Source organism: Pseudoalteromonas luteoviolacea S2607, from assembly GCF_001625575.1.
Taxonomy (GTDB): domain Bacteria; phylum Pseudomonadota; class Gammaproteobacteria; order Enterobacterales; family Alteromonadaceae; genus Pseudoalteromonas; species Pseudoalteromonas luteoviolacea_E.
Window position 1 is genome coordinate 135,076 of record NZ_AUXV01000008.1, and the last position, 26,880, is coordinate 161,955.

A 26,880-nucleotide genomic window follows, 5' to 3' on the forward strand; every position below is an offset into this window, starting at 1 on the left:
AATCACGACCTGTTTATTTTAGGTGCATAAAAAGGACCTAAGCATTTAAAAATAGTTAAGAGTTATAATTAGACAGTATGGGTCCATTTATAGTTACATCCTCCCTGAATGAATAAATACAGTGTATTTCCCTCTAACACTTGAGTTAAGTATATTAAAATTAATAGCGTCATAAAAAGCGAATGGAGGGTTGCTATTTTGAATTATTCAAATTTATGCATGTTTTATTCGCACTCTATACTAAATCTGAGCGCGTTTTTATTGTGTTTTGTTTGAATTTTATTCTATTTTAACTGTTTCGCGAGCGACTTGGGTAGCCATGAAAGATATAGATAGTGTTTTATAGTACAATCTCAGAAACCATAAGTTTGAGAAGTAATATAGTGAATAAAATATATAAACCAGCGCTAATGGCTGGTTTTTTGATGCTCGCTGGGTGTGGCGGATCATCTGAAAGTTCCACAGACAATAAGCCGAATTTACCTGTTGTTCAAGAGAAGCCAAAACTGACATTCCATGTTAAGACTCGTACGGACTGCGGTACCACTCCTTATCCCAACGCAAGTGTGGTATTCCATGACGCAGATGGTAACGCCATGGCAGCATATATGACTGATAGCGTCGGCTTTTTTAGTCAAGATGTACCTGCTGGTGCCGAGCACGCTTCAGTGTTAGGTGTCGAAGATTATGGCAACAATCGAATGGGGACAGGCGACACAGGTAAGGTGCGCAAAATACATACCGCATTGGAAATCTCTGAAGGCGCACAATTAGAAACAATTGAGTTTTTTGATGTCACTGGTTCGTGCCCATGTCAAGATGTAACGGTCGATTTTAGTGAACTCGCAGTTACGCATAGTGACTACATTATTTCGAAGTTTGGCAGTGGGGTTATCGAGGGTTATCAAGACTCCACCAGCGCATGTGGACACAATCCAAAATTATATTATTCCATCAGCCAACCTGGCTACGATATGGGCAAATTAGCGGTCATTGATGTACCAAAAGCGTCATCGAGCGTGGTAGTCACAGGGAGTGATTTTGCCCATGACAGCGTGAATGTCCCGACCGTACATTTTGCTGAGAAGTCGAGAGTTCATGTAAATGGCCTTGATAGTGTTGGTGAGAAGATTTTACTGAATTACGATTATGCTAGCGAGTATTCTAATTTAAAAATCTACCCCTCACTTTCTAGCATTAATGAGCTACTGAATTATAAAAGTGTATTAACTTATCCTGAAGAATTACCCGTTATCCACTCTTGGGGAGTCATTGCACACCTTGACAATGAGGGAAAAACAAACGAATTCGCGCTACCAGAAGCGCAGTTTGAACTTGCAGGTGAGCTAACTAAGGCTGTGCTAATGCAAGAACAAGGGGATGTATATACCTATAACTTCACGGGCATTGATGCACGCTTGCAACACGCAACAGTGGTTTTGAATTTTGAATTACTCGGCTCACCATACAAAAATTTAAAATGGTTCGTTGCAGGTGGATTAAATTCTGCAATACCAAAGTTAACCTTTGGGGAGGAGTTTGAGGTTTTCAAAAGAAGTGTCACCCGAAGGGCATCCCTTCATTTATCAGGTTACGATGGTGCACCAATGAACGTCGTTGATTATAGACAATATGTTCAAAAACACCTCGGTAAGCCTTCATTAGGAGATAAGGTATTTATTAGTACCAGCCAAAGGCTTAATCTGAATTAAAAAATGGCAGCTATTTAGCTGCCATTTTTCTATCTAAACTTAGAAGTCAATTACTTGATGATAAGCTGATCTTCGTATGTGTAGATGCCGTTAGGGTCTGTCAAGTTGAATACTTTAACAGCCATTGTTTTACCCGCAGCATTCTCACACTCAATGATTTGATAAAGCACAGGCTGTGCTGTGTCATTTGTGTATACTTTGTCCTGAGTGAATACATCAGCGTGGAAAACATTTGATGTATCTTTACCGTGGAATAAACCTAGCGAAACACCACGGTTTGCAACTGTGTGGCAGTATGACTGAGAACGGTTTTGGTTATCAACATTAAGTGTGCTCTTCACACGGTATGCAGAATGGTAACCAAAAGAGTATGGTTGGTTTACGAATTCACCAGCCGGCTCAACTGTGATATCCCAATCAACAATTGGCGCACCAGGCACATTTACAAGTACGTGGTACCAAGTGTTGTCGGCATCATAACAGCCAAGTTTAAGTAATTTAGAATCTGTTAGGCGCGCTTCAGGAATACCGTTATTAACACCGATAGTTGCTTGGCCTACGATGTTAGCATCTGGTTGAACAGCGGCATTAACGATGTGACTGCCATCAACGTTTGAATATAGGTTGCCGTATTCACAACGTGCACCGTCACGCAGCTCAATGTCAGCTGAGAAGTTATGAGCAAATTCACTCGTGATCACTACACGGCTAACAGGGCCATCAGCATATACAGTGTGGCGATCATAACCGTTAGTATCAGCGATATTGATAGGCGCAGCAACTGCACTTACAGAAGTTAACATTGCAGCAGCGAACGTACCTAATTTAAACATTTTCATTTTTAATCCTTTGGATAGTTTTATAAAGCCAGCCTTATTGGGCTGGCCTTTCACTTGTCAGTTTTAGTTAGTTATCACTTGGGCCCAAAGCGGTAACGCGGAGCCAAAGTAGCAAACAAAAATAATGCCGGCAAATCTGGAGAATCTTTTTCAATTTTTGTATATAAAAATATTTATATGTTTAAAAAACAGTGAGATAGATTTTTTGTAAGTGGCGGGCGTAATCTGAGTTAAGGCAAATGAAATAATTCATAATAAACCCTCATGGATTCTGCGTAACTCATTTTACTAAGGTAATGAATTATATGTTCACAAATGTACTTTATTGAATATGCATTTAGGGAGGTAGGTGAACGAGAGATACAAGCACGTATTTGTTGCTCTTTTTACCTAGCTCGGTGAACAAGAATTGGAGAGATAAAAGTCAAACTTTAATGGCGCTATTGAATTGTTTTTACAGCGTCTTGTAGTTTTTGTTCTGACCATTTCTCTGGTTGTGAAGGCGCTTCTCCTTGGCGCAAAGTAGACCCAGTTCCAGGCTCGGTAATGACGACGCGGCCAAACTGGTTTTCAATGATGATAGGGTGTTCGCTATCGAGCAAGATTACATCAATGGTTTCTTGGCTATAAAGGTTACCGCCCCAAAAGTCAGTGCCTCTAATCCCGATTGACCCCATTGGTGTTTTAATTTTGAAATTAGGCCGTGCAACTTTAGTTATTTCGCCCGTTACAACTCTAAACGCACCCGTTACAAATTCGAGTGTGGCATTGGGTGTTTGATGTTGTGTTCCATGATTAAACTCTAAGACTGAAAACTGTGTGTCCGCGCCCAATGTAAGGATAGTACCTTCACTAAACTTTATTTGCGCGCGAGCTTTGTCCCCTGTAACGATGAGGTCGTTATTATATATCGCAGATTTGCGCTTTAACTTTCGTTGATTTTTATTTTGCTCTGCGACCACAAAGTGTTTCGCTAACATGGCTTTTGCAACTTGCTCTGCGCTTACTGAAAATGAAAGAAAACAAAAACATAATGTTGTAATTAGCTTCATCCTATTCTCAAACCTAGTATCGACAATTTTTATTTGTAACTAAGGTTTTAGCCCTTTTGTAAATTTTGCGCAAATAATCAATCACAAATTCAAGACGGCTACGTCGTCAAGATGAAAGAAACAAAAACGGTAGCGATTTTTTGTGCGTGTGAATACAAGTGAGCCTTTGGCTGTAATGAAAACAAGTGCAATGCAGTGGGCGCGTATGCAACTGCATACTAAGTCTTGCCTAAATGACTCGATTTTGGGTCAACTGAATCATTTCTTCAGGCCTGAACCAATGCATCACACTCCTGTTTTTAAAGTACTTAGCAGTAATATGGACGGTGATTTTTGTTTAGGTGGTGATTTAACATTGTTAGCAGAGCTCGTTGAGCGAAGAGACAAAAGCGGCTTACAAAGTTATGCAACAAGCTATTTAGAGCTTGTCAATCGTTTGCTTTGTGGCTCGAAAGAAAACTTTACAAGTGTTGCAGTGGTGCAGGGGCGAGCTTTTGGTGCTGGTATGTTGGTTGCGCTTGCAGCGGACATTGTGGTTGTTGAGTCTCAAGCTGAATTTATGAACCCAAGTATTTTATTCGACGATTACCCATGTGCAGTGCTTGCGAATAAGTTACACAACAGTGCCTCTCGTGACGTGATTATGGAAGTACTTTGCTCAGGAAAACGGTATAGCGCACAAGCGCTATTTGAATTGGGAATGATAGATGTGGTGTGTGAAAAAGGGGATGCCGAGCGGCAAGTCTATGATGTTGTGGCTCGCGCGACGCACTCTCATTACGGCCGTATTGCTTTACAAAATTATCGAAAAAACAGCAATGGCCTAACCCATAAAACAACCAAGATATTGGTGGATAAGTGGGTTTCAAATATCAGTGGTGGTGATGCGCGTTTTGTGCAGTATTTACGCAGATTAGGGCGATTGCAAAGCGAATGAGAGTAGTGTGAGTTGGCAAACTGTATTGCGCGCAAGGAGGGGGCACAGTTTGCCTTTTTTCACTTTGGGAATAGTACTTTTAGCCCGCCTATTAGATGAGATTAGACAGATGATAAAAATACTCAACGCAAGCACGATATTTAACTTACTTTTGGACAAAGGTGTACTGATTGTACCGACAGCTGGACCTTTAGACGTCGCTTCTAAGGGACTGATATGCCAAGGTGAAATCGCTGTACAAGACGATATAGAAAAGTTTCTACAACAAAAAGTAAATATGTCTCCATACATTCAGGGAGCACACGTTGCTGGTGGCTCTGTAACTTTTAGTGCAATTACCGATATCGTATTGTCCGATATCACATTCAAAGGTGGTGCGCCAATTGTGCTGCATGGTGATATAAAATGTTCACTAAGCGTTATACCAGCTTTAAATGACAAAGGGATCCCAGATCCGTCTCCGCCTACCGAATTAACAGTAAAGTTCGTGCCGACTCAGCCAATTACCATATCTAAATAACTTTAAAACTGGCGCAGTATGCGCGTGGTTAATTACGACAAAGTGTAAAGAAGAGATATTTTCATTTTACTTGCAGTCCGTTTTCAATTTAATTACAAGTTAAGCAGCCATGAAAGAAGGCGATAAAAGGGAGTTACATGTTCTATTCAAAGAAAACAGCGCGAATGATAATTTGCGCCTCTGTCTTTTTTGGGGTTCTCAGTGGATGTTACAAGGAGGGTTTTATTCGTGGGAGTAACGAACTGATTTTAAATGGCAGCTTGTTAAAAGGGCCTGTAAGCGGTGCGACGATCACCATTACTAATTACGAAAATAAAGCTATTTGGCAAGGTGTTAGCGACCGGCATGGTAATTTTAGTAGCCGTTTTAGCCTTGTTGAAGATAGCTTATTCAATGTAACTATGGGAGTTGAGAAAAGCACCGAGATGATTTGCGACGCGTTAGAATGTTTTGATGACAGTGGCAACCTCATTGCCAGTTATGCAGAAGAGGTTTTACTCTCTGAACTGGGCGATATTCAATTAAAATCATTAGGCTCTTCGAATACAACCAACACTTCATTTCAAATTAATGCACTAACAACGCTAGTTTATGATCAGATAGAGGGGCGGTTAGAGGATGGCATTTCAAACAGCGGACTGCAGCGAGTTGCTCGTGATGCCAGTAAAGTGATTTTGACTGCCCTCAACTTAGACATAGAAGAAACCAACTTGCTAGATATACACGTACTTTATTTAGACCAAGCAAGCGAACAACAGAAGCAAAATAACCAGGCAACCACCTTAGCAATTATCAATGCTGCCATGGCGGCTGATCTATCTAAACTTTCAAATATTTCTCAAGCAATTTCTGACTTTAATAACAATCCAAATAGTGACGTGGCTCGTGTGAACTTATCAAATCTAAAAACGGACTTAATGGGGAGTGCCAAAAGGCTAATTGATAGTGGCGAAGTGTCAAACTTACCTTTATCCGTGGCCACAAATGTAGAGCTTGCAAAGAACTCTGAAATAAAATTTGAAATTTTGAGCGCGGCAATTGAAGCCTTATCTGCGCAAATCGAAGTGGTCAATGCGCAAAGTCGTATTTCAGGGGCCAGTGGCGGAAGCAATTAAGCACAGGATTGGTGAGATATGAGCTTGAAAGTTATTTATTACGGCATACTGCTGTGTGTTTTGGGAGCGAGCTTTACAGCGGTTTCAGCGCCTATTTTCAGCCAAAAAAATGCAAAAGTAGAAACACGTAATTGGCAAGAAAAATTAAATTACTTTGGTGGTTTATCTACTCAAAGGCAATCATTATCCCTTGGCCGTCAGCCTGTAAACCCAGTGATTGAGTCAGATAACTTTGAAGGTGATGCGACTACAATTGAAGCCAATCTCTCAATAGGCGGTAAATTATTCCCAGCAGGTTCGATATATACCGAGTTGACGTTAGATCAAACAGAGCTTGAGGGGGAAATTAGTCGCATTGGAGCTGCGCGATTTTCAGATTTTGTTGATTACCGTAGGTATAAGTCTAGGCTTGAAGTTTTTTATGAGCATGCCTTCGAGTATGGGGTGAGTGTTGGCATTGATCTTTATGGTGGTTCAGAGCGTTATCGACAAAAAGACAGCAGCATCACAGATAAAGAGCTGGGTGGTGCATTTATTGCCAGTAAGCTCATTAAGCTGGGAGTTGCTGAATTAGACTTTGACTATGTAGCCAGTTACCGAAGATTGTTACCCGGCAATCGGGAGAGCACTGCGCGAGGGCAGGTTTATCATAGTATTTTGACGGAATACGCATATCCGTGGACGGGCCGATTGAGAGGTTTAATCGGCGCACGCGTGACTTGGTTCCCCAACCATAACCCGCTTGGGTATTGGGGTAGCCAAGGCCAATATGCACTTTCTTCAGAGCTTGCTTATCGCTTTCGCAATAATTCACTGCTTGCCCTGCAACTAGAAAAACTTTGGCTTTCAAATAATCGTTCTACACTCACTATTGCAATGAAGTTTGAGTATCGCTTTGGTAGCTACAAAACCAAAAGGCGGAAAAGGAACTATAAAGTACCTAACTTATTGATAAGGTAATTGAACATGCAAACAGCGGTGAACCTTAAAATAGCATTATTTGGCGGGGCGGGAATAGGCTTGCTGTTTGGGGTTGTTATGGGGACTTCTGTTACGCCAACGGTAACCATGCTGTTAGGTGCCTTAACAACGATTTTGGCCGCAATACTCGGATTGAATGATCGTCACTTTAATGATGCTAAAGCCGTCAGGATAGGTGCTTTCGGGGTAGCGTGCGTACTGGGTGCATACTTAGGTATTTACGTGAGATCTCACAACTTGCTGGCGCCATCACTTACGGATTTGAAAGGCCAATATATGGCAGTTGGGTACACTGAACAGCAAGCTTTGCAGCTGTTAACTCTAAAAGAGTTTGGCCTAAATCTTAGCCAAGTCAGTCCGGAAAGTTACCCGCAGAAAACAGACGCAGAGCTGTTACAGGGCAATGAAATACCATTGGTACACGACGCTCAAGTGGCTCGAATGAACAACCAGCACAGCAGCCTGCTATTCAGTGCAGCTGTTGAGGTAAGCGGGTGTGATGAGCTTGCATATACTGATGAAACCCTTGCGCTCGACGAGGTACTCAACAACTTTGAATTGACTGGGGGCGTTTGGGCGCAATTAGCCGAGAATGTATCATCCGTCTATACAAAAAATGAGCAAAAAGGTGTCCTACTTGCTACGCGAGATGCATTATGTATGTCACAAGATTCAGTTGAGCACTGCCCTGATGGTGTGACATGGTCTCAGTTTTCTAGTTTGTCTTCAGCGCAAACAAAACTTGGTCCAAATTGGCAACCTGTTTTTGATAGTATTTCGGAAGCAAAAATAACTGATGAACAAAAATTTTCCATCTTGAAACTGACACATCACACTTTGTGTACAGCACTGTAGGCGGTGATGCATGGTTTCGCGCATTATACTTATCACGTTGTTGTTAGTGGCAGGGAAAGTGAGCACAAGCAAGGCTTCGATAGATCCGGAAGTGCTAAGTAGCAGCACTGTGAGAGTGATTGTCAAAAAGCCACATGGAGAAATGAGTGTCGCGACTGGGTTTATTTGGCTTAAGCCTGACTGGGTCGTCACCGCCTTACATGTGCTGGACCCAGAGCCAAAAAGCAAAGTGATTATCGATTACGGCAAGAAAAAGCGCCTTGCTAAAGTTTATCGGGTACTACCTAAGGCAGATCTGGTGTTACTTGAAGTATCAAGGCCGGTCATAGGGTGGCAACCTATCAAGCAGTTTAAATCGAATAAACCTAAATACAGAGCAAGTGTCACTGCACTCGGGTTTCATCATGGGGCGCTTGCAATGAGTACTCGAGAGTTACTTAAAGGGTATGCTAAGCCAGAAATATTAAAACAGTTTCTTCCGCCTTATGCGGTAAAAATGCTATCAAAAACGAAATCCCCTCATATTGAGTTGCCAATTTACTATCTTGATGGCAGCTTGTTACCTGGTTTTTCTGGCGCCCCCATTTTCGATAGTGAAGGGGCCTTGATAGGCATTGGTAATGGCGGTTTAGAAAATGGCGCAGCAAATGTAAGTTGGGTGATACCAGCAAACCATTTAGACTCTCTTATTGCATCAGAACACAAAACCATTCCTGCTGCTTTGCGAGAGTCCTCAAGTTTGTTTACGCTCGATAAGATCAACGCTCAGGCCAAAGCTCGTCAAAAAACAGGCTGGCAAGCACCTTGGCAGGGGGTAATTAACAGCGCAGTGGCAATTACCAAGTCAGTAGAAAACACCACATTTGTACCCACTATCCCTTTACCGACTCGCGTAAACTACCATAACTTTCAATTTGTTAAGGTAAAGACTCGCAGCTTAGAGCAATTCAAACATAGCAGTGCCAACCCCGAAGAGATTATGCAGGTGGTAACGCTCTTTAGATCTATTTTCGGAGACATTGAGTTGGATTTCGCGACACAAGCCTTTGATGTCTACTCGGATGCCTATTACGGTCTTAATATTGTTATTCCAACAGGTACAGAGCTGTACACAGATGATGATGGCTACTTGCTAGCAAAAAGCGAGCAGTTGTGTCAGTTGTGCTTTTTCGAACTTCAGTATCATGCAAGGGATTTAAATAAAACACAAAAGCAACATATTGAGCAAGACGCGATGACGTTCTTATTTCACAAATTAGACGAGCATTGGCATGAATTAAACGAGGAGGGCGTCTATGAAGAATATAAAGACTTTAGGCAGCTATTAGAGTTTGGAGGTAGGCGATATGTGGCCAATGGTTTATTCGCAAACTTTAATGAGCCCATAACTTTACGTCATGAAGTGAATTATGTTTCAATCGCAACCAATAGAGAAAGCTGGTTGCAAGCACAAGCGATCAACGGCCAGTTCAACGATGACTACATGAGTCAACTCCTAAAAAATTCGAAATTAAACTGTAAGCTAGTTTCATTAACCAGTGAGCAAATTTCCCTGTGCCTTTCTCTGGAGACTGCGTTTTCATTACTTGCCAGTGTTCACCTCACAGGCTTTTCTAATCGTTTCAATAATCTATAACCAAGCAAACACACCTCTCTTGTTTTAAGTGCCTTTACTGTCCGCTTTTATGCCCAATGATAAGTGGCACATGCCTATCTCCAAAAAAGTCACAGTTATTTTTCACAGCGCTAAATAAGAGGCGTCTTAGCCATACAAAATAATTTACAAGACACATCGGTTGGGACTGATGTGGCGGAGCCGTGGTAAAGGCTCTTTGTCTTAAGAGGCGCAAACTTGTTTGAGTGGATTTATTCCCATTGATTTGCCGCTCAACCGGTTTTTCAGTTAGCCGGGTTTGCGCCTCGTTTACCCAATTCTTGCCGTACTGGCTCATTAGAATGTAATTATCAACGTAAGGAAATATTATGCCTCAATATAAAACCCCAGACGTCTATGTCCAAGAGAAATCAACACTGCCACCTTCAGTGGCAGAAGTTGCAACGGCCATTCCGGCTTTCATTGGTTACACAACCAAGCTGAATGAAGCAGGTGATGCACCAGCATACAAGAATACACCAGTTCGTATTACGAGCATGGTTGAATTTGAAGCGGTATTTGGTGGCGCTTATCAAGAGAGCTTTAAGCTTAAACCCAAGTCAGCGGGCGGCTTTGCAGTGATGTCTCCAGAAGGCGAGCTAGAAGATGCACAATACTTCTTGCATCAAGCTGTGAGTCATTACTTTGCCAATGGCGGCGGTGCATGTTACATCGTGAGCATTGGTACTGCTGGCGAAATGTTAGCGGCTGAAGGCTTCACAAAAGCAATTGATTTACTTAATAAAGTTGACGAAGTAACGTTAATCTCTAGCCCTGAGTCAATTGGCTTAGATACAACAAAGCACTACGAAGTACAAAATAAAGCACTCGTTCATGCTGAAAAAAGAATGGACCGCTTTGCACTTGTCGATGTCCAAATGCAAGCAGATGCGAGCAGTATCGATCCTATCTCTGAAGATGCAACGGCACTTCGTGCAGGAGCGACACTTGGCCTTAAGTATGGTGCTGCATACTATCCATACCTTACAACGACGATTGCACGTGCATATGACGCGACTAAAGTCATTGTGGATGCGCCATTGACTGCACAAGTCTGGTGGCCAAAAGACGTTTCACACAAATTGGTTTGCCTAGATGGTGCTGATTGGGCCGATATTGGTGAAGATTACTTATTACCAAAAGGTGACAACACGGATGATATTGATGGTGAAGAGTACGATCCATCAGGCAAGCGCTATTTAGTGCCTGAAACTGTGTTCGCGACGGATGGTACAAGTTATTACCGTTTAACCGATGGGGTAGAAGTTAAGCTTGAAAACGGTGCAATCGTTGAAACAGGCGGCACGCCATTAGTAATCGAAAACGAATTCGAACTGACACCAGTTACACTGAACTCACTTCAACTTGCAGCAATTGGCGACCCAGCTTACCCATTCTCTTCAGCAGATGTGTATAACCAAGTTAAAGCAGAGCTTGGTAAAAACTACCTAGACCTTCCTCCTTCACCTGCAATTGCTGGCGTTATGGCTAAAACGGACAAAGACCGTGGTGTGTGGAAAGCGCCAGCGAATGCTGCGCTTGCACAAGTACTCATGCCAAAACTCACCATCGACAATGCTGACCAAGAAGGTCTGAACGTTGATGCAACATCAGGTAAGTCAATCAATGCTATCCGCACATTTGTAGGTAAAGGCACACTGGTATGGGGTGCACGTACGCTTGCTGGTAATGACAATGAGTGGCGCTACGTCTCGGTTCGCCGTTTGTTCAACATGGTTGAAGAGTCTGTTCAAAAAGCAACTCACTTTGCAGTATTTGAGCCAAACACACCATTCACATGGTTGAAACTAAAAACCATGATTGAAAGTTATTTAGAGAGCTTATGGCGATCTGGTGCATTCTTTGGTGAAACGCCAGAGCAAGCGTTTTTCGTTAACGTCGGCTTAGGCCAAACAATGACTGAAGATGATATTAACAATGGCCTAATGAACATTGAAATTGGTCTTGCAGCAGTTCGTCCAGCGGAATTCATCGTACTAACTTTCTCTCACAAAAGCTTAGAGGGCTAACCTTAGCGCTTTTGATTTTCAGCGAATCACAACGTCTATTTGGCTCATTTGAAGCGCCAAATAGACACCTATTTTTCACTACAGCATAGCTGTAATTACAGTATTTTTTGGAGTTAATAAATGGCTACTACTAAAGCAGATATCGCAGCAGAATATCCAATTCCGGTCTATCGATTTGTTGTCAGTTTTGGCGAAGAAAGCATTCCTTTTTCAGAAGTCTCTGGCCTAGATATTGGTGTTGAAACTATCACTTACAAAGATGGTTATGGCAAAAAGCATATGCCTGGGCAACCAACCGACGTGAACATTACGTTGAAGCGTGGTCTAGTTAAGCAAAAGAGCCAATTCTACGATTGGATTTCTTCTATCAGCTTAAACCTTGTTGATAAAAAGGACATCACAATTTCACTCACTAATGAAGATCGTTCTCAGCCTCTTGTTACTTGGAAAGTAATTAATGCATTTCCTAAGAAGTTGACCGCACCGAGCATCAATGGTGGTTCAAATGAAGCGAGTGTTGAGTCACTAGAAATGATGGCTGACGATATTAAGATCGAATTCCATTAATTTTATTCTCTTTTTTGGGGCACGAGAGTGCCCATTTAGGTGTGAAATATGTTTCAAGATCCTAGAACACCAATGGTTGGGTATCGTTTTCTTGTCAGCATTGTTACGGCTGGCATCCCCAACCCCGTTGATATTCTATTTAAAGAAGTCAGTGGGCTGAAAATGGCTAGGAGCATCGAATATACCAACAACCGAGTAAGTGTTGCGAATGCAAAGCAGGCCAGAGCCTTGACTCTAAAAAGAGGCGTTTTCCAAGGAGGTAGCTTATTAATGCTACAAAACTTGGTATTTGGCGATGCATGGAGCACCTATTTGGTGAAAAACGATATCTTAGTCACAATTCTAGACGACAACTTTTTGCCAGCTCAAGCATGGCTCGTTCAAAATGCATTTTTGGAAAGTTGGGAGTGGGAAGGCGTTGACGCTGGCAGAAATGACGTTTTAATCGAGTCACTTAGCTTTAGCTATCGAGACCTCATTGCTGTGCCAATTCCAGGCTTACCTTCATAACAAGGAGTAAGCACCGTATGGAAATAAAGTGTAATCAAGTGCATGTCAAAGCACGTATTCGAGCGGACCAACCAAGTGATGCTGCCGCTGAAAGTTCAGCCGAGCCGTCTCATCAGGCACCAGCACCAGAAAAACATAGTAATGCGCTTGGTCGCTACGAAGTGCAAGAGTTGCTTTGCCAATTGGAAGCGGATTTAAAGCGCCACATTGAATTTAGGTTTGCAAAGTTTGGTAAAGAAAAAAGGCCCTGACTATGAATAAATCAAGTGGAATTAACGCAAGTGGGTTGCCACTGTGCAAAGTGACATTCTATAAGAAAATTGAACGAGGAGATGGTAATAAATTAGGGGAACTCACATTGCCTTATGATCCCAAATCTCTAAACGTGACGCATCAGAATCACTTGGTGGAGTCAAAGATCATTGGCTCGGAGAGTGGATCTGCTCGATACCAGAAGTCACCAACATCGATTCTTACTATAAAATTCTTATTAGACGATACCATCATTGAAACGCCTGGTCAGCTTGCAATGGGAGAGAGTGGTGAAACAGAGACCGAAGACAGCATTCAACAATTGTTAAAGTTCGGTCTAGCCGTACAAGGCGAAACTCATTTGCCTGCTTTTGTGACCATCATGCCTTTGAATATGGTGTTAAATCACGGTGCAGATGGTGGTTTTCACGGTATGCTCAATGACATCAATGTGATCAGTGAACTGGTCAATGGCAAAGGCAACCGTGTCAAAGCACAGGTTGTTTGTAACGTATCAGAGTGTCTGTCGAACAAAGAAATTAAACTTAGAACCGGTAAAAGTTCACCAGACTTAACCCATGTACTCCAACATAAAGCTGGAGATAGTGTGATAGCTCAAGTGACTTCAATTTACGGTGAACCCGGCTATGTGCATCAGGTGGCAAGCGCGAATAAATTGGCTTCAATTCGCAGCGCTGACGTGGGAGCTGAAATTATTTACCCGCCTTTGGAGCGCTGATATGGATATACGTTACACCATTTTAGTCGACGGCAGTGAAAAAAAATTGGAAGTCGGTGTTAAGGAGATAGTTGCTCGCAGAGGCGTCAATCAGATCCCTGAATTATCAATTGTGTTTGCTGACGGAGACATGGCAGAAGAAACTTTCTCGCTGTCGTTATCTAAAGACTTTCCGCCTGGTAAATCAATTGAAGTGAAAGCTGGCTTTGGTGATGCTGCGCAAATAACCGTTTTTTCTGGCGTGATCACTGGCGGTAAAATTGGCTATTGTTGCGAGCCTTTTGTACAGGTCATTGCAAAAGGAGAGGCTAATAAGCTTTGCCAATCGAGGATCAGTAAATTATACAAACCAGACTCCACGGACACCGATATCCTGAATGATTTACTGGCGCCCTGTGCAGGTAAAAAGACGGTCGCCGACAGTAAAATCAAACATTATCAATACCTCATGGTAGAGAAAAAGCCATGGGAAGTGTTGATGAATCGAATCTTGACCAATGGTTTTGTTTTTTACGAAGAAGCAGGCGGCATTAATATTGTCGATTTGACTAAGCATACTCCAAGTGCCACAGAGTTTAATGTCGCCATGGACGGGTGTACTGAGTTTGAGCTCTGTTTAGATAACAGCTCCTATGCGAAGAAAGTCGATCACAGTGCTTGGGATATTAAAACTCAGGCTATGCTTGTTGAAGATCATGACTCAGGTGAAAAAAAAGACGGTGCGACCGCCGACATTATTATCAAGTCTCAAGCGCCAATAGACAAAGTCGAGTTAGCGGCAAAAGCAAAAGCTGAGCAAACTTACCGGCTTTGGGACACCCAGCAAGGGCGCATTCAAGTTGATATGTCTGTAGCTGAGTCACTGCATAACGTAAAGCTGTTAGAAGCAATTACCGTATCTGGAGCTGGTGAAAGCAATAAAGCTGATTACATGATCAGTGAAATTCACCATCATTTGTCTAATCAGGGGTGGTTTTGCGAGTTTACTCTGGGCTTGTCTTTAGTAAACAGTGGTTGGTCACAATGGGAAACGTTAGCGCCAACCCCCGTTGTAGTTGGCAAAGTCGCTGAATTCAAAGAAGACAAAGAAAAGCTTCATCGGATCCCACTTACTTTACATAGTTTGACTACGGAACCTATTTGGGCTCGGTTACTGACACCTTATGTGGGGGTCGAAGAAGGGCTGTTTTTACCGCCAGACCAAGATACAGAAGTCATAGTCGATTTTATTGGGGGGGATGCAAGGTTTCCGGTCATTGTGGGCGCTGTTCACAATCCTGTCGCTAAGCCTCCACTTGGTGGCTATAAAAAGGAATATGACGTTCGAGGATTAGTGTTTAAAGAGCAGGCCATGGGGCTGAAATTTACCTTCAAAAAACCACACATCATTATGGAAGGCAGTAAAGAGCACTCAATTTCTTTGGGGGAAAGCTCAGGCTATAGCTTATCGCAAAAAGACAAAGCGGGCATGACTGCAAAAACTGATGTGGTGATTAAAACGCCAGATGACAGTCAAATCAAGATGGATAAATCCATCACCATTGAAAGTAAAAAAGTGGCTGTAGTGACAGACAAAATGGAAATTGGATAAAGAGGAATTATGTATGGACCAATCATTTCTTGGACGGGGATGGGGTTTTCCACCTCAATTTGCAAGTCCAGACTCAGGGCCTGAAATGGCTGAAGGAGAAACGCTTGTAAAGCAGGCGATTGCCACGGCTTTAAATACACTAAAAGGTGAGCGACCATTTTGGTCTGAACTTGGCTCTGGGCTATCAAATTTTGTGTTTGAAGATGCCAGTGAAGCGGCGCTCGTCACCTTAAAGCAAGAGATTTCAGCCGTTCTGCTTAATCACGAACCTAGGATAATATTAGAAGATATTTCCTTTGACCCTCAAGAGCTCTATGACGGAGTGTTACTGATTGAGCTGACCTATTTGATTCGCAAAACAAATAGCCGCAGCAATATGGTATTTCCATTCTATCTGTCTGAGCAGTCTGTCTAGCTACTTTTGCTCGCGACTCAGAGCACTCTGAGCGACACCTTTACTTATTTTATCTTTGCACTGTTGCAATCTGCATGAACGCCGTAATGCACTATAGCTTGCCAACTTAGGTTGGTACGTGTGGTTACGTTTATGCGTTCGTTTTTCGAAATTATAAGGTAATCACATGACTTCTAAGTCTCGTAGTCTTTCACATATTACCCATTACCAAACCGGGTTGAGTCAAACTGGGCGTCTAATACCTGAACTCTCAAGTGGGTTTTACAACATAGAGCCGCGCTCAATTGAGCAGTGGCTGGGCTATTTAGCTAAAATAGCTGAACAAACTAACTTTATTGGCACAGATACATGGCGTCCAGTGCAAACGTGGTACAAGATACTACCTGATGCAGAAAAGTTCGCAGCGTTAAGTGCATTTGTATTGACTGGCAAAGCCGATGAGTTAACGGCCAAAATTGCTGAACGTCCAGACTTGGCGCTGTTATTGTCTTTTGTTGATTTACTCTCTCATACTCAAAGTCAATTTAACGAGTTTATTGAACGTCACTTAAACCATTATTACCGAGATGTTCTTGGTTTTGAGCCATTGGCTGCGGAACCAGATGCTGCGCACATATTGATTGCGCTCAATGATGTGGACTCTATGACTTTACAGCCAGGGACCGAGTTCGATGGCGGCAAAGATGAAGAGGGTAATGACCTTACTTATCTTTCCACTGAACCCTGTGCCATTAATCGTGCTGTAGTTGACAATGTTACCACTGTAAATAAGTTCACGTTGGCGTCTGGTCTTGGCATATGTCGTCACGTACTTAGTGATACCGAAGCGGGCATAGAGCTCGAATCGAGCGTGATGACCTTTGGCGATAACAAGGCAAGTGAGTTAGAGCCTGAAGTGGAAATTGGCTTCAAAGTGGCGTCTCAAGACTTGTTCTTATCGAGTGGCAAACGCATTATCTCAATGCGATTTTCCAGCGATGAATTTGGAGAGAGCCCGTTAGATCTAACCGCTTGGTTAGAGAGCTTTGATGTATGGGTCAGTACTGAAGATGGTCCTGTATTGTTGTCAGCAGAACAGCTCTCTCTGAACTCTGAAAAGAGTGAGATTAACATCACTATCGACGAATTATTTGCACCCATTGCGCCAGTTACAGACACCTATATTGGGCAAGATAAAGTGCTGCCATATTTGGCGTTTGTACTTAAAAAATCCAAGTACCAAGCGCTATACAGCATCGACTTAGACAAACGCGAAAAGTTACTAGAGTCTCTTACATTAAATGAAGTGCAAGAAGTGAGGATCAGCGTACTTGTAATAGGTGCACATGGATTGATTGGTAACAACGGCATTGGCTTTTTAGATATGACGAAGCCTTTCGAGCCTTTCGGTTTCGCACCACAACTAGCTGATAAATTTGAATTTACGCATCCAGAGTTACTGTGTAAACGCATAACGCGGGCAAGTGTCGAACTAAATTGGGTCGCAAGACCAGATGATTTTGACACATACTACAAAACTTATCTCGACTACCAAAGTGCGATTTCACCTTCTCCTGAGGCCAAAAAATCACAAACAACGCCCTCATGGCCAACAAACCAAGTCCTCATTTCTCAGTCAGACGAAACTTATGGTGAAACCCATCACAAAATTGAGTCGGACTTGTTTTACAACGACGACCTTTGGGACAGCGAACAGGCACCGGTTTCAGTAGCAAAGAGCTTACCTAGTAACGAAAATAATATTGCGACGAATCGGCTTGCTTTCACTTTTGATGACGACAACGGAAGCCGCGATTACTTGACGTTGCCTTTCAACTTAACGCAAGCAAAAGAGTGGCCTAAATGGTACACATTTGAATTGTCGAATCAGGACTTTGGGCATCCATACCACTTAAAAGTTGCTGAGTATTATGCATATCAAAACAGCATTAATCTAACCAAGTGGGACCCCGCAGATGGGGACTTTATGCCTGTACAAGTGCCGGAACCTTATACCCCGTTGCTTGATTCCATGAAACTCAATTATTACAGCCAGAGTATTTCACGTGCGCAACGAGATGTTATTGGCAATTCAATTTGGATTGAACATATTTCTCCAATCGGCAGGCAATTACAGTTACTTGAAGACCAAAACAGCCTGCATCTATTACCTCAGATTGAAGATTTAGGCTATTTGTACATTGCACTAGGCGCTATGGTGACACCTGGTCAATGCAGCGTGTTATTTCAAGTAGAAGCTGTTGATGGCTATAACTTTGTTGAGCAGCCAACGTTCAAGTGGGAATACTACAATCAAGGGAAATGGCATCATTTTAGTCGGGAGGACTCACAGGGTACGGGTGGTGAAGGGCGTATTTTGCAAGACAACACCTATGATTTATTGGATTCTGGTATCATTATTTTTTCTTTCCCAGAGTTCGATTTAACCGATCAATTTAATCATGACGGCAAAGTTTGGATCCGTGCAGCAATTGACTCTTCAGTACTCTCGAGTGATTACACACACCCAATCTACTCAAGACTAAAAGGTGTTCATTCGCAAGCGATAAAAGTCACATTGGGTTCGACAAGCCATCCCGAGTCTCATTATTTAAAGCCTCTTCCAGCACAGAGTATTAAAAAACTGGTAATCACAGATCCGCTTATCTCATCCGTTGAACAACCATTTGATAGCTTTGGTGCGCGGGTTAAAGAAGATGATAGCCGTATTAACTTGCGTGTGAGCGAGCGTCTTAGGCATCGAGACCGACTGTTAACAGGTTGGGACTTTGAACATCATACACTGCAAACATTTCCTGAATTGCATACGGTGCGTGCTTATAAAACCAGTGACGGTGTAAACATGATGGTGATCCCGCTCAACCATGACACTGAACTGTTACAGCCTAAAGTCCCCAGATACTTGATGCGTCAAATCCAGGATGAAGTTGAATTACGCTCAGTGCCCAACTTAGATATTACGGTTGTTGATCCAATCTATGTGGAAGTTCAATTAGAGATCATTATTCAAATCGATCCGCGGTTTGATATTCAAACAACTGTGATAGAGCTGAACGATCTTGTTGTCGACACGCTGACACCTTGGAATAAGAGTGATGAGAAGTTATCTCATACCATTTACTTGGCGGACGTTGCGCAAGCGCTAGAAATGCATCAGGCAGTGAAAATGGTACAAGTTATCCGAGGCAAGCGTCTTGATGACAAAATTCGTCAATATGCACAGGTATCGCCTAAGAGCATGGACGAAATTTTGGTGCCGAGTCGAAATCACAAGATATCCCTGACTAATGTGGCCGGCGATGTTTTTGAAGGTATCGGTAAATGGAAAATTCAACATAATTTTGTGGTGCAATAGTGCACCACTGACCACGGTTTCTAAACACTCACATCTGCGTTCACAGATATGAACGCGCTCCGTCTATTCAAATATTGACCAAATTCCCAGAGGAAAAACATGGAATCCAATGCACTGAAAATTGCTTCAGATGCTTCGTTGCATCCCGGGCAAGACCTAACGGGGTTGCGCCAGCAAGGGGTAGAGCAGCTGCAAAAGTTGGCACCTGAAACTTGGAGTGATCATAACCTTTTTGATCCTGGCATTACTTTGCTCGAAGTACTCGCCTATGTCTTGTCTGATTTAAGTTACAAACTGAGCTACCCTGTGGCGGATCTTCTTGAAGTCGACCCCCAAAGCAACTGCCAACCTCAGCAGTTTTTGACGTCTGAAGCGGTGATGTTCAGCCACTGTGTAACACTTGCCGACTATCGACGCTTGTTTTTGGATATTCCATTTATCAAAAACTTAGATATTCAAACTAGCGATAAGACGAAAAACGGTGAAACTTGCTTTGATTTAATGGTGCAACTTTATAACTATGAACCAGAGCAAATAGCACAAGTACAAAACCGCATTCATCAAGTGTTTTCGCAAGGGCGGTGCGTGACTCACCAACTGGGTGATATCGCTTTTTATAACCCTGCTGATGTTAAGCTTGGCATGAAAATGGTGCTTGAAAATACAAATAGCATCGTTGACGCTTTGGTTGATATTTTGGCTAAAGTTGCATTAGAAATCTCCCCCACGGTCAAACGATATAGCGCGACAGAGTTGTTTAATATGGGGATGTATGTGCAGGATGTTTATCAAGGACCTCGGCTAAATAATGGTTACATTTTAGATAGCGACCTCGAAAATACGCCCATTAAAAAGTACTTATATAGTTCCGATATTCTCGATGTCTTGCGCCAACACCAAAACATCAAACAAATTGAGGAGTTTAGGTTTATTACCGAAGGTGGTGCTCAACCTGGTTATGAATATTGGCAAGTTGAAGTTGCTGAGTTAGACCCTACCAAAAACAACTTGGCGCCACAGCTCGGATTCTCAAATGACGCTTTCTTTGAAGGGCTGTCGTTAGTCATTGAAGGTCAAGACTATCATTTGAGTGAGCAAGAAATCGCACAAATAAAATCGGGCATTGTTGCTAAGTTGAGCGCAGAATCGATGGTTATCGAGCAGAGTTTTGCGCAAAGTGAGGGGCAATATGTACATTTGAGCCACTATGACTCTTTGCAGCATGAGCTGCCTAAGACCTATGCGGTTACTGAGCAAATGCTCAACCGTGAAATAGACTCCGCACAAAAAGCGCAATTATTACAATTTAAGGGTTATCTGCATCTTTTTGACCAGCTGCTAGCGGATCAGCATAAACAAATCGATATATTGCCGCATGTGCTGGCCTTACCTCAACAGCAAAGCTTTGAATTCTTAGGCACGGTCTTAGACTGTATGTTAGCCAGTGAAGCCATTTCTGAGCAAATGTTACACAAGTTTTGGCAACGCGCAGTGTCATTACCTCATACGCAGTTAAGCCAAGCAGTTACAGGTATAAGTGGGATCAATCACCTAATTAGGGTCGCCATGCCCAACTATCTTGAGCAAGGCTTACAACAGCAATTGGAAGTTGATTTTTCAATTGCACAACTAACCCGTTTAAACGACAGCGCAGCACACCTTTTAGCGCGGTTTGCAATTAAACTGCCCAATGCCAATCTGTTGAAATATCGCGAAGCATTTAGTTTTTATATTAGTGCACTGTCAGGATGCGAATTGGATCCAAGCCATGGAGAAGATCTATTAACGCGTTTGGTGTTGCTTCGCCAGTATATCGACAAATGCCGACTTCTCAATGAGATAGGTGCACTAGGTCACAATCGATGCCGCGGTTTTAACTATCTATCCAAAACTCCAAAAACCGCACACCTGTCCAGTCTAAGCCAACTTGTTATGCGCAACTTAGGCTTTTCTCACCAAGGGCAAATGCCATTGGCAACACACAATAGAGAAAGCTTTTATTTGCTTGAGGGAGATCTTATTAGTGAGCAGCAAAGTGAAACCTTGTTTTTTGTGCTGCCTAATTGGACAACGCGACTGAACAATGAGAATTTCCAGCGCCTGGTCGAAAGCCAAATTGTGCAACATGTCCCACTTCATATGACAGTGCATTGCGTATGGCTGCAGCGTGAACAAATGAGCTTGTTTGAGCGGCTGTACTACGGCTGGTTAAATTTCTACGGACAGGCACAAAGAGAGCGGTTTTGCGAAGGGCAAGAGCACATTACAAACGTAGCAACAGACATTGGTGAATTGTTGGAATCGCTACTGTTGAACAGTGGCATGATTATCGAGCTTATTATTGAGTATGTTTTAGCAAAACCGCAAGGTGCTGAAGTACTAGAAACATACCTACTGCAAATATTACAAGGTTATGCATCGGCTGAGTTACCCGATGATTTAGATCTAAATGGCGACTCATATCAAGTCATTATGGATAAGATCACTGAGGTTATTTCAACGCACTCAGCACTATATCCGCAAGGGTTTAATGCACAGCAGGTTATCTACCTAGCAACACAGTTATGTATCGATCATATCTGTACGCCGAATGCATTTACACAACCAAATAGCAACACGCGATTCACCGTAGGCTATTCGCCGTTGGCTTACCTTAAGCCGATTTTGCCGGTGTCTTTTTCTCAAATTAACTCAAATACAGCGGTAGTTTCGAAATTCATCGTCGCTACCAGCGTGCCAAATCGAATAGATCCTGAAGGAAACGAAGAATGAACAAAGTCAGTGACCAAGAAATTGTAGCCGAGTGCGACTCAACATCAGTGATTGCTAAAAGCAGCCGGTCTGAATTGATTGATAAATTTGACGATCTTAAAACGCCAACTGGCGATGATTTTGAATCCCTGATCCGCTCTGGGTTTAATCAAATTGACGATCCGATAGCTGTCACTCAAGATGGCGATGAGCAAGAAATCTCTGTGACGTCTACTTTATCAGTGAGCCCTGACGGTGAAACTGAGCAGTTCAGAGTCGATGATTCTGCAGTTACGGTTGACCATAAACTACATGTGTCACCTGATGGTGGCGAGCTAAAAGCATTAAAGGTCGAAGCTGATACATTGACAATGTACGACAAGGTAAAGGTCGACAGCGATGCAAACGACTTGCTACAAGTTAGTGGTAACGTTAAGTCAACGGGTGAACTTAAATCACAATCAGCCAATGTGAGTGAGCGTTTGACTGCGGGTGAGATTAGCGTGAGAAAAGGCGCGACTAAGGCACTAGAGGCAGGGTTAGATGCAGACAATCAGCCATACGTAACGACATCAGGCACGCTAAGGGCAAAAGAGTCGGTCATTGCAGAAAAAGATGTTCAGGCAGGGTCTTTGAATGTCTCAGGTGAGGCTGAACTGGGTGGCGCTACAACTGCTCATCAGCTAACTGTTGCAGAAAAAACGATGCTCCAGGGAGAGCTATTCGCGGCCAAGAAGTCTATTTTTGAGTCGCATGTAGAAGTGCCTAAGTTGGGCGTCGGCTTGGATGAGCAAAGCACAGCTGCAAAGGTACATATCGGTAAGCGCTCTACGGACACAAGCGACTTATTACGAGTTGATGACCTCAACCAAGATGCCACACCATTTATCATCAACCCTGAAGGGCGAGTGGGTGTGGGTACAGCGACGCCTGATGAGAGTTTCCATGTAACCAATAAAGTGTTGGTTGGTAAAAATAAAGACGAAGCGCACATTCTGTTAGGTAATAATGGTAACGCTTCCTTTGCTGGAGAAGTGGAGATTGGGCAGTCTTTAGATGTCGCGGGCAGTGCGGTATTTAACGCAAATGTACATGTGGAAACAGGGCTCTCTGTGGGCGCTCAAGCGCCGACGGCTAAGCTAGATGTGCAAAGTAATCAAGGAGATATTCTTAACCTTGGCAACACCAATGATTCGTTAGTTAAAGTAACGAATGCACCTTTAGTAGGTGAACACCCCGTCAATATCTGGGCAAATACGCAAGTTTCTGAAAACCTAAATGTGGGTGAAAAAGTGACTGCAAATCGCGCAGAGATTGAAATGACTTTGAATGCCGGTGATACCCACTTGAATTCATTGGATGTCTCTGAAAACACAACCGTACTTGGACAGACACGCACACGTCAATTACAAGTGGGTGAGCAACCAAATGTGCCGGTTCAAAGTGACGCAGGGGCAATTATTAACACAACGTTGGACGTTAGAGCTCACGCCGATTTTACCTCAATTCATGCAGCAGACGTCATAGAGTCCGACGTACAGGTTGTTTCGCCAGAAGCGCTTGCCAAACAAGCTTTAACCGTTGGCGAAAATGCGATTTCAGATGATGCTACGCTTACCGTAAAAGGCACGGCTTCTGAAACTCCTGCGCTCCTTGTGAAAGACAAAGAGGGTAATCACTTGGTGCGTGTGAAACGTGGCGAAGCGGTCATGGGTAGCTCGGATGCCACATTGTCTCTTGCAGTGAAAGGAGATGTAACTACGCCATTACTCACGGTGACTGAACATGCTAAGGTCAAGCAAGCAGATTTCAGCGAACATGTGGTTATTGCAAAGCACAATTTACAAAGTGATTGGACTACGGATGCGAAGCTATCTGTTTTAGCGCACAATGAACAATCCCAAAGTGTTGATATCAGTTATTTTGATGGTCTTAATACGACTTCTTTGATACATGCTAAAGCGAAAAATATCGGCTTTTTTCAAGCAAACCCTCAGGCGCAATTTCATGTCGGAGAAGCCGCACTATTTGACAAAAATGTAACTTCACTTACTGGGGTTCACATTGCGGATGAAAACAGCGAGTTTGGTGGATTCAGCGCAATGCTTTCGCAAACTGTGGTGGGGACATCACAAAAGTCAGCGGATTTCAGTGTATATGGTAATACAGACTTACACGGCGCGTTCTCAATTGTAGAAAACGAGCATATTGCGGTTAACTTCTCTGCGAGCCAGTTGACGCTTACTCAGCAGGCAGAAACGCCCATTCTTAAAGTAACGAACACCGCAGGTGATGCCGAATTGAATGCGGCCCCAGGTCAACTCGCCATTAACCAAATGCTGCCTAGCAATGAAGTTAATTTGGCAGTGACAGGTCGTGCCGATGTTACTGGTCAATTAAATGTCAATCATAACGGTGATGCATTGACCGTTGACGGCAGAACCAAATTGATGGGCCATGCGACGCTTAAAGATGGCTTAGCTGTAAGTGTTACAAATAACACCGGTGATGCGCAGCGTGCAGCTTTACAGGTGTCTGGTGAGTCCGTGCTGGATGGCGAACTGAATGTGACGCAAAGAGCCACGCTTGAACATGACTTGCTAGTGCGAGGCAATACGACCATCAGTTCAAACTTAGAAGTTGGACGCTCAGTAATTATTGAAGAAGATTTGAATGTTCACGGAGAGCATTATGCGGCTGGGAGCGTTGAGATTCAGGGCACAGAAGGTAGAGATGCGCTGACGGTAAATAATGATGTGAGTTTTAGGGCCGATTTGGATGTGGCAGGCAATTTGTCGCTTGCACCTTATCAGGCAAGTGCACGATTGCATATTAGTGAAAAAGATTTACAAGCGATACGTGTCGACGATCCTGCAGGCAATGTACAAATGGTTGTTAGTCGCGGTTACTTAGGGCTTGGTATGGAAAGACCTGAGTTTATGCTAGATGTTGCCGAAGATGCACGATTCAGAAAAGATTTGGCAATCCAAGGTCGCCTCGAAATAGATGACAGCCTGCATGTAAACGAATACGCGAGCTTTAGAAGCAACGTTAATGTCTACGGTACATCAGAATTACTCGGTGAAACGCGCATTGGTGTTGCGATGCATGCATCTGACGAAGATGAAGTGAAAATTCTTCGCAGCGCACAGCTCAGCCTTGAACAAAATCATTTTGAGCACGCGTTTGCAATTTACCATAAAGGCGCAAATCCGATTGTATTCCAAGATGGTAGAGTGGGGATCCGCAACGATAAACCTGAAGCCGAACTGGATATCGTAGGCGACGTAAAAGTTGAGGGTGATATAGAACTTAACGGTGTACTGCGAGGAACAGGTCAACTTGAATGCTTAGACGGTGCGAAAATTCTGGGTGATGTAGAACTACGCTCTGACCTTACTGTGTATGACGATGCTTTGTTCAAAGATACGGTCACCATCGAAGGGCAAACAACTATTGAGCGCAAGTTAACACTTGAGAGTGACGCTGTGTTTGCTAAAAGCCTGCATCTGGGAGGCGAATTGACCGCCTTGGGCAATGCGTACTTCAAAGATGCTGTTCATTTAGATAAAGATGCGACAATTCGTGGAAGTCTAATCGTTGAAGGTTTAGAGCCCCAATCTCAGGTTGCATTGAAGCCTGCCGTAAATATGCTTAATACGCTTTCTGTTCAAGGCACTGCTAAGTTTAGCGATATGGTCAGAGCGCAGAAGCTAGATGTACAGCATAAAGTCTCTGTGGGTGATGTGCATACCGAAATCGCAATGTTGGCTGTCAACACTAGCGAAGGAGAGAATGCCCTTGATATTGGCGTGAGAGGTAATTCTGAACTGATTTTAGATGGTAACGCAAACCTAGGTTTAGGGTGTGCTCAACCGCAACATAAGCTCGACGTACAAGGCGATGTGCGTGTAACAGAGCAGTTGAAGGTCGAAGGTGAACTGATCCTTGAAAGCCAGCTGCACTTAGACCAAGGCGCGCAGATTGTTGGCGATTGCTCTGTACAAGGTGAATTGGCACCGACAACATTGAAAATGCCTGCCGGTCCGTGTATTGAAGCAACATCTGCGGATATTGAACTCGGTGGCGACGCGCCATCAGATCATGTGATTGCAACGCAAGCGGCTGTTAAAGCGTATGTGGATGAACATGCATGGCGATTTGGGCGCGGCAAAAAGGTGGTTGCTGTCCACAACCAAGACGAGTTCGATGCGGTCTTTAGTCGTGAAAACTTAAATAACATGACTATTTTGTTATTCCCTCACAATGGTCACAGACAAGTCTCTCGTGCCTATAAACTTAAAAACTCAGTCCAGGTAGGTTCAAACCTGAGTATCATCGGGTTTAATGAACGTGAAACACGTATCGTCAAAGCACATGTGGGCTGTCGTTTCATTGTTCGCGGTGACCGTGATGCGCCAGTAAAACATGTATCCATGCATGGTTTTACTTTTGATGGCGCGATTCATGAAGTATCTCGCGAGATGAGCATGTATGAAGGCAATGGCGGCGCGTTTAATCTTCGCTACGCGGACCAAATTGAACTTAACTGTGTTATTGAAAATCACTGTGTTAGTGGTGATGGTGGGGCAATTTACGGTGAAGATACAACCAACATTGAGGCCAAGCACATTCGTAATTGTCGAGCAGGGCGCCAAGGTGGAGCTGCATATGGCCTACGTTACGCCAAAATAGAAGCTCAGCATTGCCAAGCAGAGCGCGGTGGTGCGGTAGCACACTGCGATGAAAGCGAAGTATTGGCAATCAGCAATGTCGCTCAATTACATGGTGGTGGCGCTTACAAGTGTCAGAACTTAATTTGCAAAGGCTTCTGGCGCCGTAATACAGCTCAGAAAGGTGAAGGCGACCATATATACAGTGCTGGTTGTTATCACCTAGAAGAAGAGCAAGAGGAGCATAAAGGCGACTTCCTATGGCATGCATTGTTCTTGGACAGACCAATGAATGACTCTCGCTACTTCTGGCGCAATGACCACGTGTAATT

General features: G+C 43.3%; 19 protein-coding genes. 17 read left to right on the forward strand and 2 right to left on the reverse strand.

Annotated elements, in window-relative coordinates:
- The first annotated feature begins 383 nt into the window (after positions 1 to 383).
- Complete coding sequence (locus tag N480_RS07470; protein WP_155732780.1) at positions 384 to 1,712, forward strand: hypothetical protein; 1,329 nt, start codon at positions 384 to 386, stop codon at positions 1,710 to 1,712.
- 50 nt (positions 1,713 to 1,762) lie between these two features.
- On the opposite strand, the gene N480_RS07475 is transcribed toward N480_RS07470, so the two are convergent.
- Positions 1,763 to 2,551, reverse strand: coding sequence for a hypothetical protein (locus tag N480_RS07475; RefSeq protein WP_063371894.1), 789 nt, complete (start codon positions 2,549 to 2,551; stop codon positions 1,763 to 1,765).
- Between the two features lie 440 nt (positions 2,552 to 2,991).
- A complete protein-coding gene (locus tag N480_RS07480; protein WP_063371895.1) occupies positions 2,992 to 3,603 on the reverse strand; it encodes a FecR family protein in 612 nt (203 codons plus the stop codon).
- Positions 3,604 to 3,778: 175 nt separating this feature from the next.
- On the opposite strand from N480_RS07480, the gene N480_RS07485 reads away from it, so the two are divergent.
- From N480_RS07485 to N480_RS07560, 16 genes are all read left to right on the forward strand, one after another.
- Positions 3,779 to 4,540, forward strand: a complete 762-nt coding sequence (locus N480_RS07485; RefSeq protein WP_155732781.1) for an enoyl-CoA hydratase-related protein — start codon at positions 3,779 to 3,781, stop codon at positions 4,538 to 4,540.
- 109 nt (positions 4,541 to 4,649) lie between these two features.
- Positions 4,650 to 5,060 (forward strand): hypothetical protein, encoded by a 411-nt coding sequence (locus N480_RS07490; protein WP_155732782.1) that lies wholly within the window; start codon positions 4,650 to 4,652, stop codon positions 5,058 to 5,060.
- A 137-nt stretch (positions 5,061 to 5,197) separates the two neighbouring features.
- Complete coding sequence (locus N480_RS07495) at positions 5,198 to 6,175, forward strand: hypothetical protein (protein WP_063371898.1); 978 nt, start codon at positions 5,198 to 5,200, stop codon at positions 6,173 to 6,175.
- A gap of 18 nt (positions 6,176 to 6,193) precedes the next feature.
- Positions 6,194 to 7,135 carry a hypothetical protein gene (locus tag N480_RS07500; protein ID WP_063371899.1) on the forward strand — a complete coding sequence of 314 codons (942 nt, stop codon included), beginning with the start codon at positions 6,194 to 6,196 and terminating at the stop codon, positions 7,133 to 7,135.
- A 6-nt stretch (positions 7,136 to 7,141) separates the two neighbouring features.
- Positions 7,142 to 8,011 carry a hypothetical protein gene (locus N480_RS07505; RefSeq protein WP_063371900.1) on the forward strand — a complete coding sequence of 290 codons (870 nt, stop codon included), beginning with the start codon at positions 7,142 to 7,144 and terminating at the stop codon, positions 8,009 to 8,011.
- A gap of 10 nt (positions 8,012 to 8,021) precedes the next feature.
- On the forward strand, positions 8,022 to 9,647 hold the full coding sequence (locus N480_RS07510) for a S1 family peptidase (RefSeq protein WP_063371901.1): 1,626 nt from the start codon (positions 8,022 to 8,024) through the stop codon (positions 9,645 to 9,647).
- A 347-nt stretch (positions 9,648 to 9,994) separates the two neighbouring features.
- Positions 9,995 to 11,695 (forward strand): phage tail sheath family protein, encoded by a 1,701-nt coding sequence (locus N480_RS07515; protein WP_063371902.1) that lies wholly within the window; start codon positions 9,995 to 9,997, stop codon positions 11,693 to 11,695.
- Positions 11,696 to 11,815: 120 nt separating this feature from the next.
- Positions 11,816 to 12,262, forward strand: a complete 447-nt coding sequence (locus N480_RS07520) for a phage tail protein (protein WP_039609825.1) — start codon at positions 11,816 to 11,818, stop codon at positions 12,260 to 12,262.
- A gap of 48 nt (positions 12,263 to 12,310) precedes the next feature.
- On the forward strand, positions 12,311 to 12,772 hold the full coding sequence (locus N480_RS07525; protein ID WP_063371903.1) for a phage tail protein: 462 nt from the start codon (positions 12,311 to 12,313) through the stop codon (positions 12,770 to 12,772).
- Between the two features lie 17 nt (positions 12,773 to 12,789).
- On the forward strand, positions 12,790 to 13,023 hold the full coding sequence (locus N480_RS07530) for a hypothetical protein (RefSeq protein WP_063371904.1): 234 nt from the start codon (positions 12,790 to 12,792) through the stop codon (positions 13,021 to 13,023).
- Positions 13,024 to 13,025: 2 nt separating this feature from the next.
- On the forward strand, positions 13,026 to 13,763 hold the full coding sequence (locus tag N480_RS07535) for a hypothetical protein (protein WP_063371905.1): 738 nt from the start codon (positions 13,026 to 13,028) through the stop codon (positions 13,761 to 13,763).
- A gap of 1 nt (position 13,764) precedes the next feature.
- Entirely contained in the window at positions 13,765 to 15,354 is a 1,590-nt protein-coding gene (locus N480_RS07540; RefSeq protein ID WP_063371906.1) for a phage baseplate assembly protein V, read from the forward strand.
- Positions 15,355 to 15,367: 13 nt separating this feature from the next.
- Positions 15,368 to 15,769, forward strand: coding sequence for a GPW/gp25 family protein (locus tag N480_RS07545; protein ID WP_063371907.1), 402 nt, complete (start codon positions 15,368 to 15,370; stop codon positions 15,767 to 15,769).
- Positions 15,770 to 15,935: 166 nt separating this feature from the next.
- Entirely contained in the window at positions 15,936 to 19,124 is a 3,189-nt protein-coding gene (locus N480_RS07550) for a hypothetical protein (RefSeq protein ID WP_063371908.1), read from the forward strand.
- A gap of 99 nt (positions 19,125 to 19,223) precedes the next feature.
- Positions 19,224 to 21,896, forward strand: a complete 2,673-nt coding sequence (locus N480_RS07555; protein ID WP_063371909.1) for a hypothetical protein — start codon at positions 19,224 to 19,226, stop codon at positions 21,894 to 21,896.
- Positions 21,893 to 26,878 carry a hypothetical protein gene (locus N480_RS07560; protein WP_063371910.1) on the forward strand — a complete coding sequence of 1,662 codons (4,986 nt, stop codon included), beginning with the start codon at positions 21,893 to 21,895 and terminating at the stop codon, positions 26,876 to 26,878. The genes N480_RS07555 and N480_RS07560 overlap by 4 nt, the downstream gene beginning before the upstream one ends.
- The last annotated feature ends 2 nt before the right edge of the window (positions 26,879 to 26,880 follow it).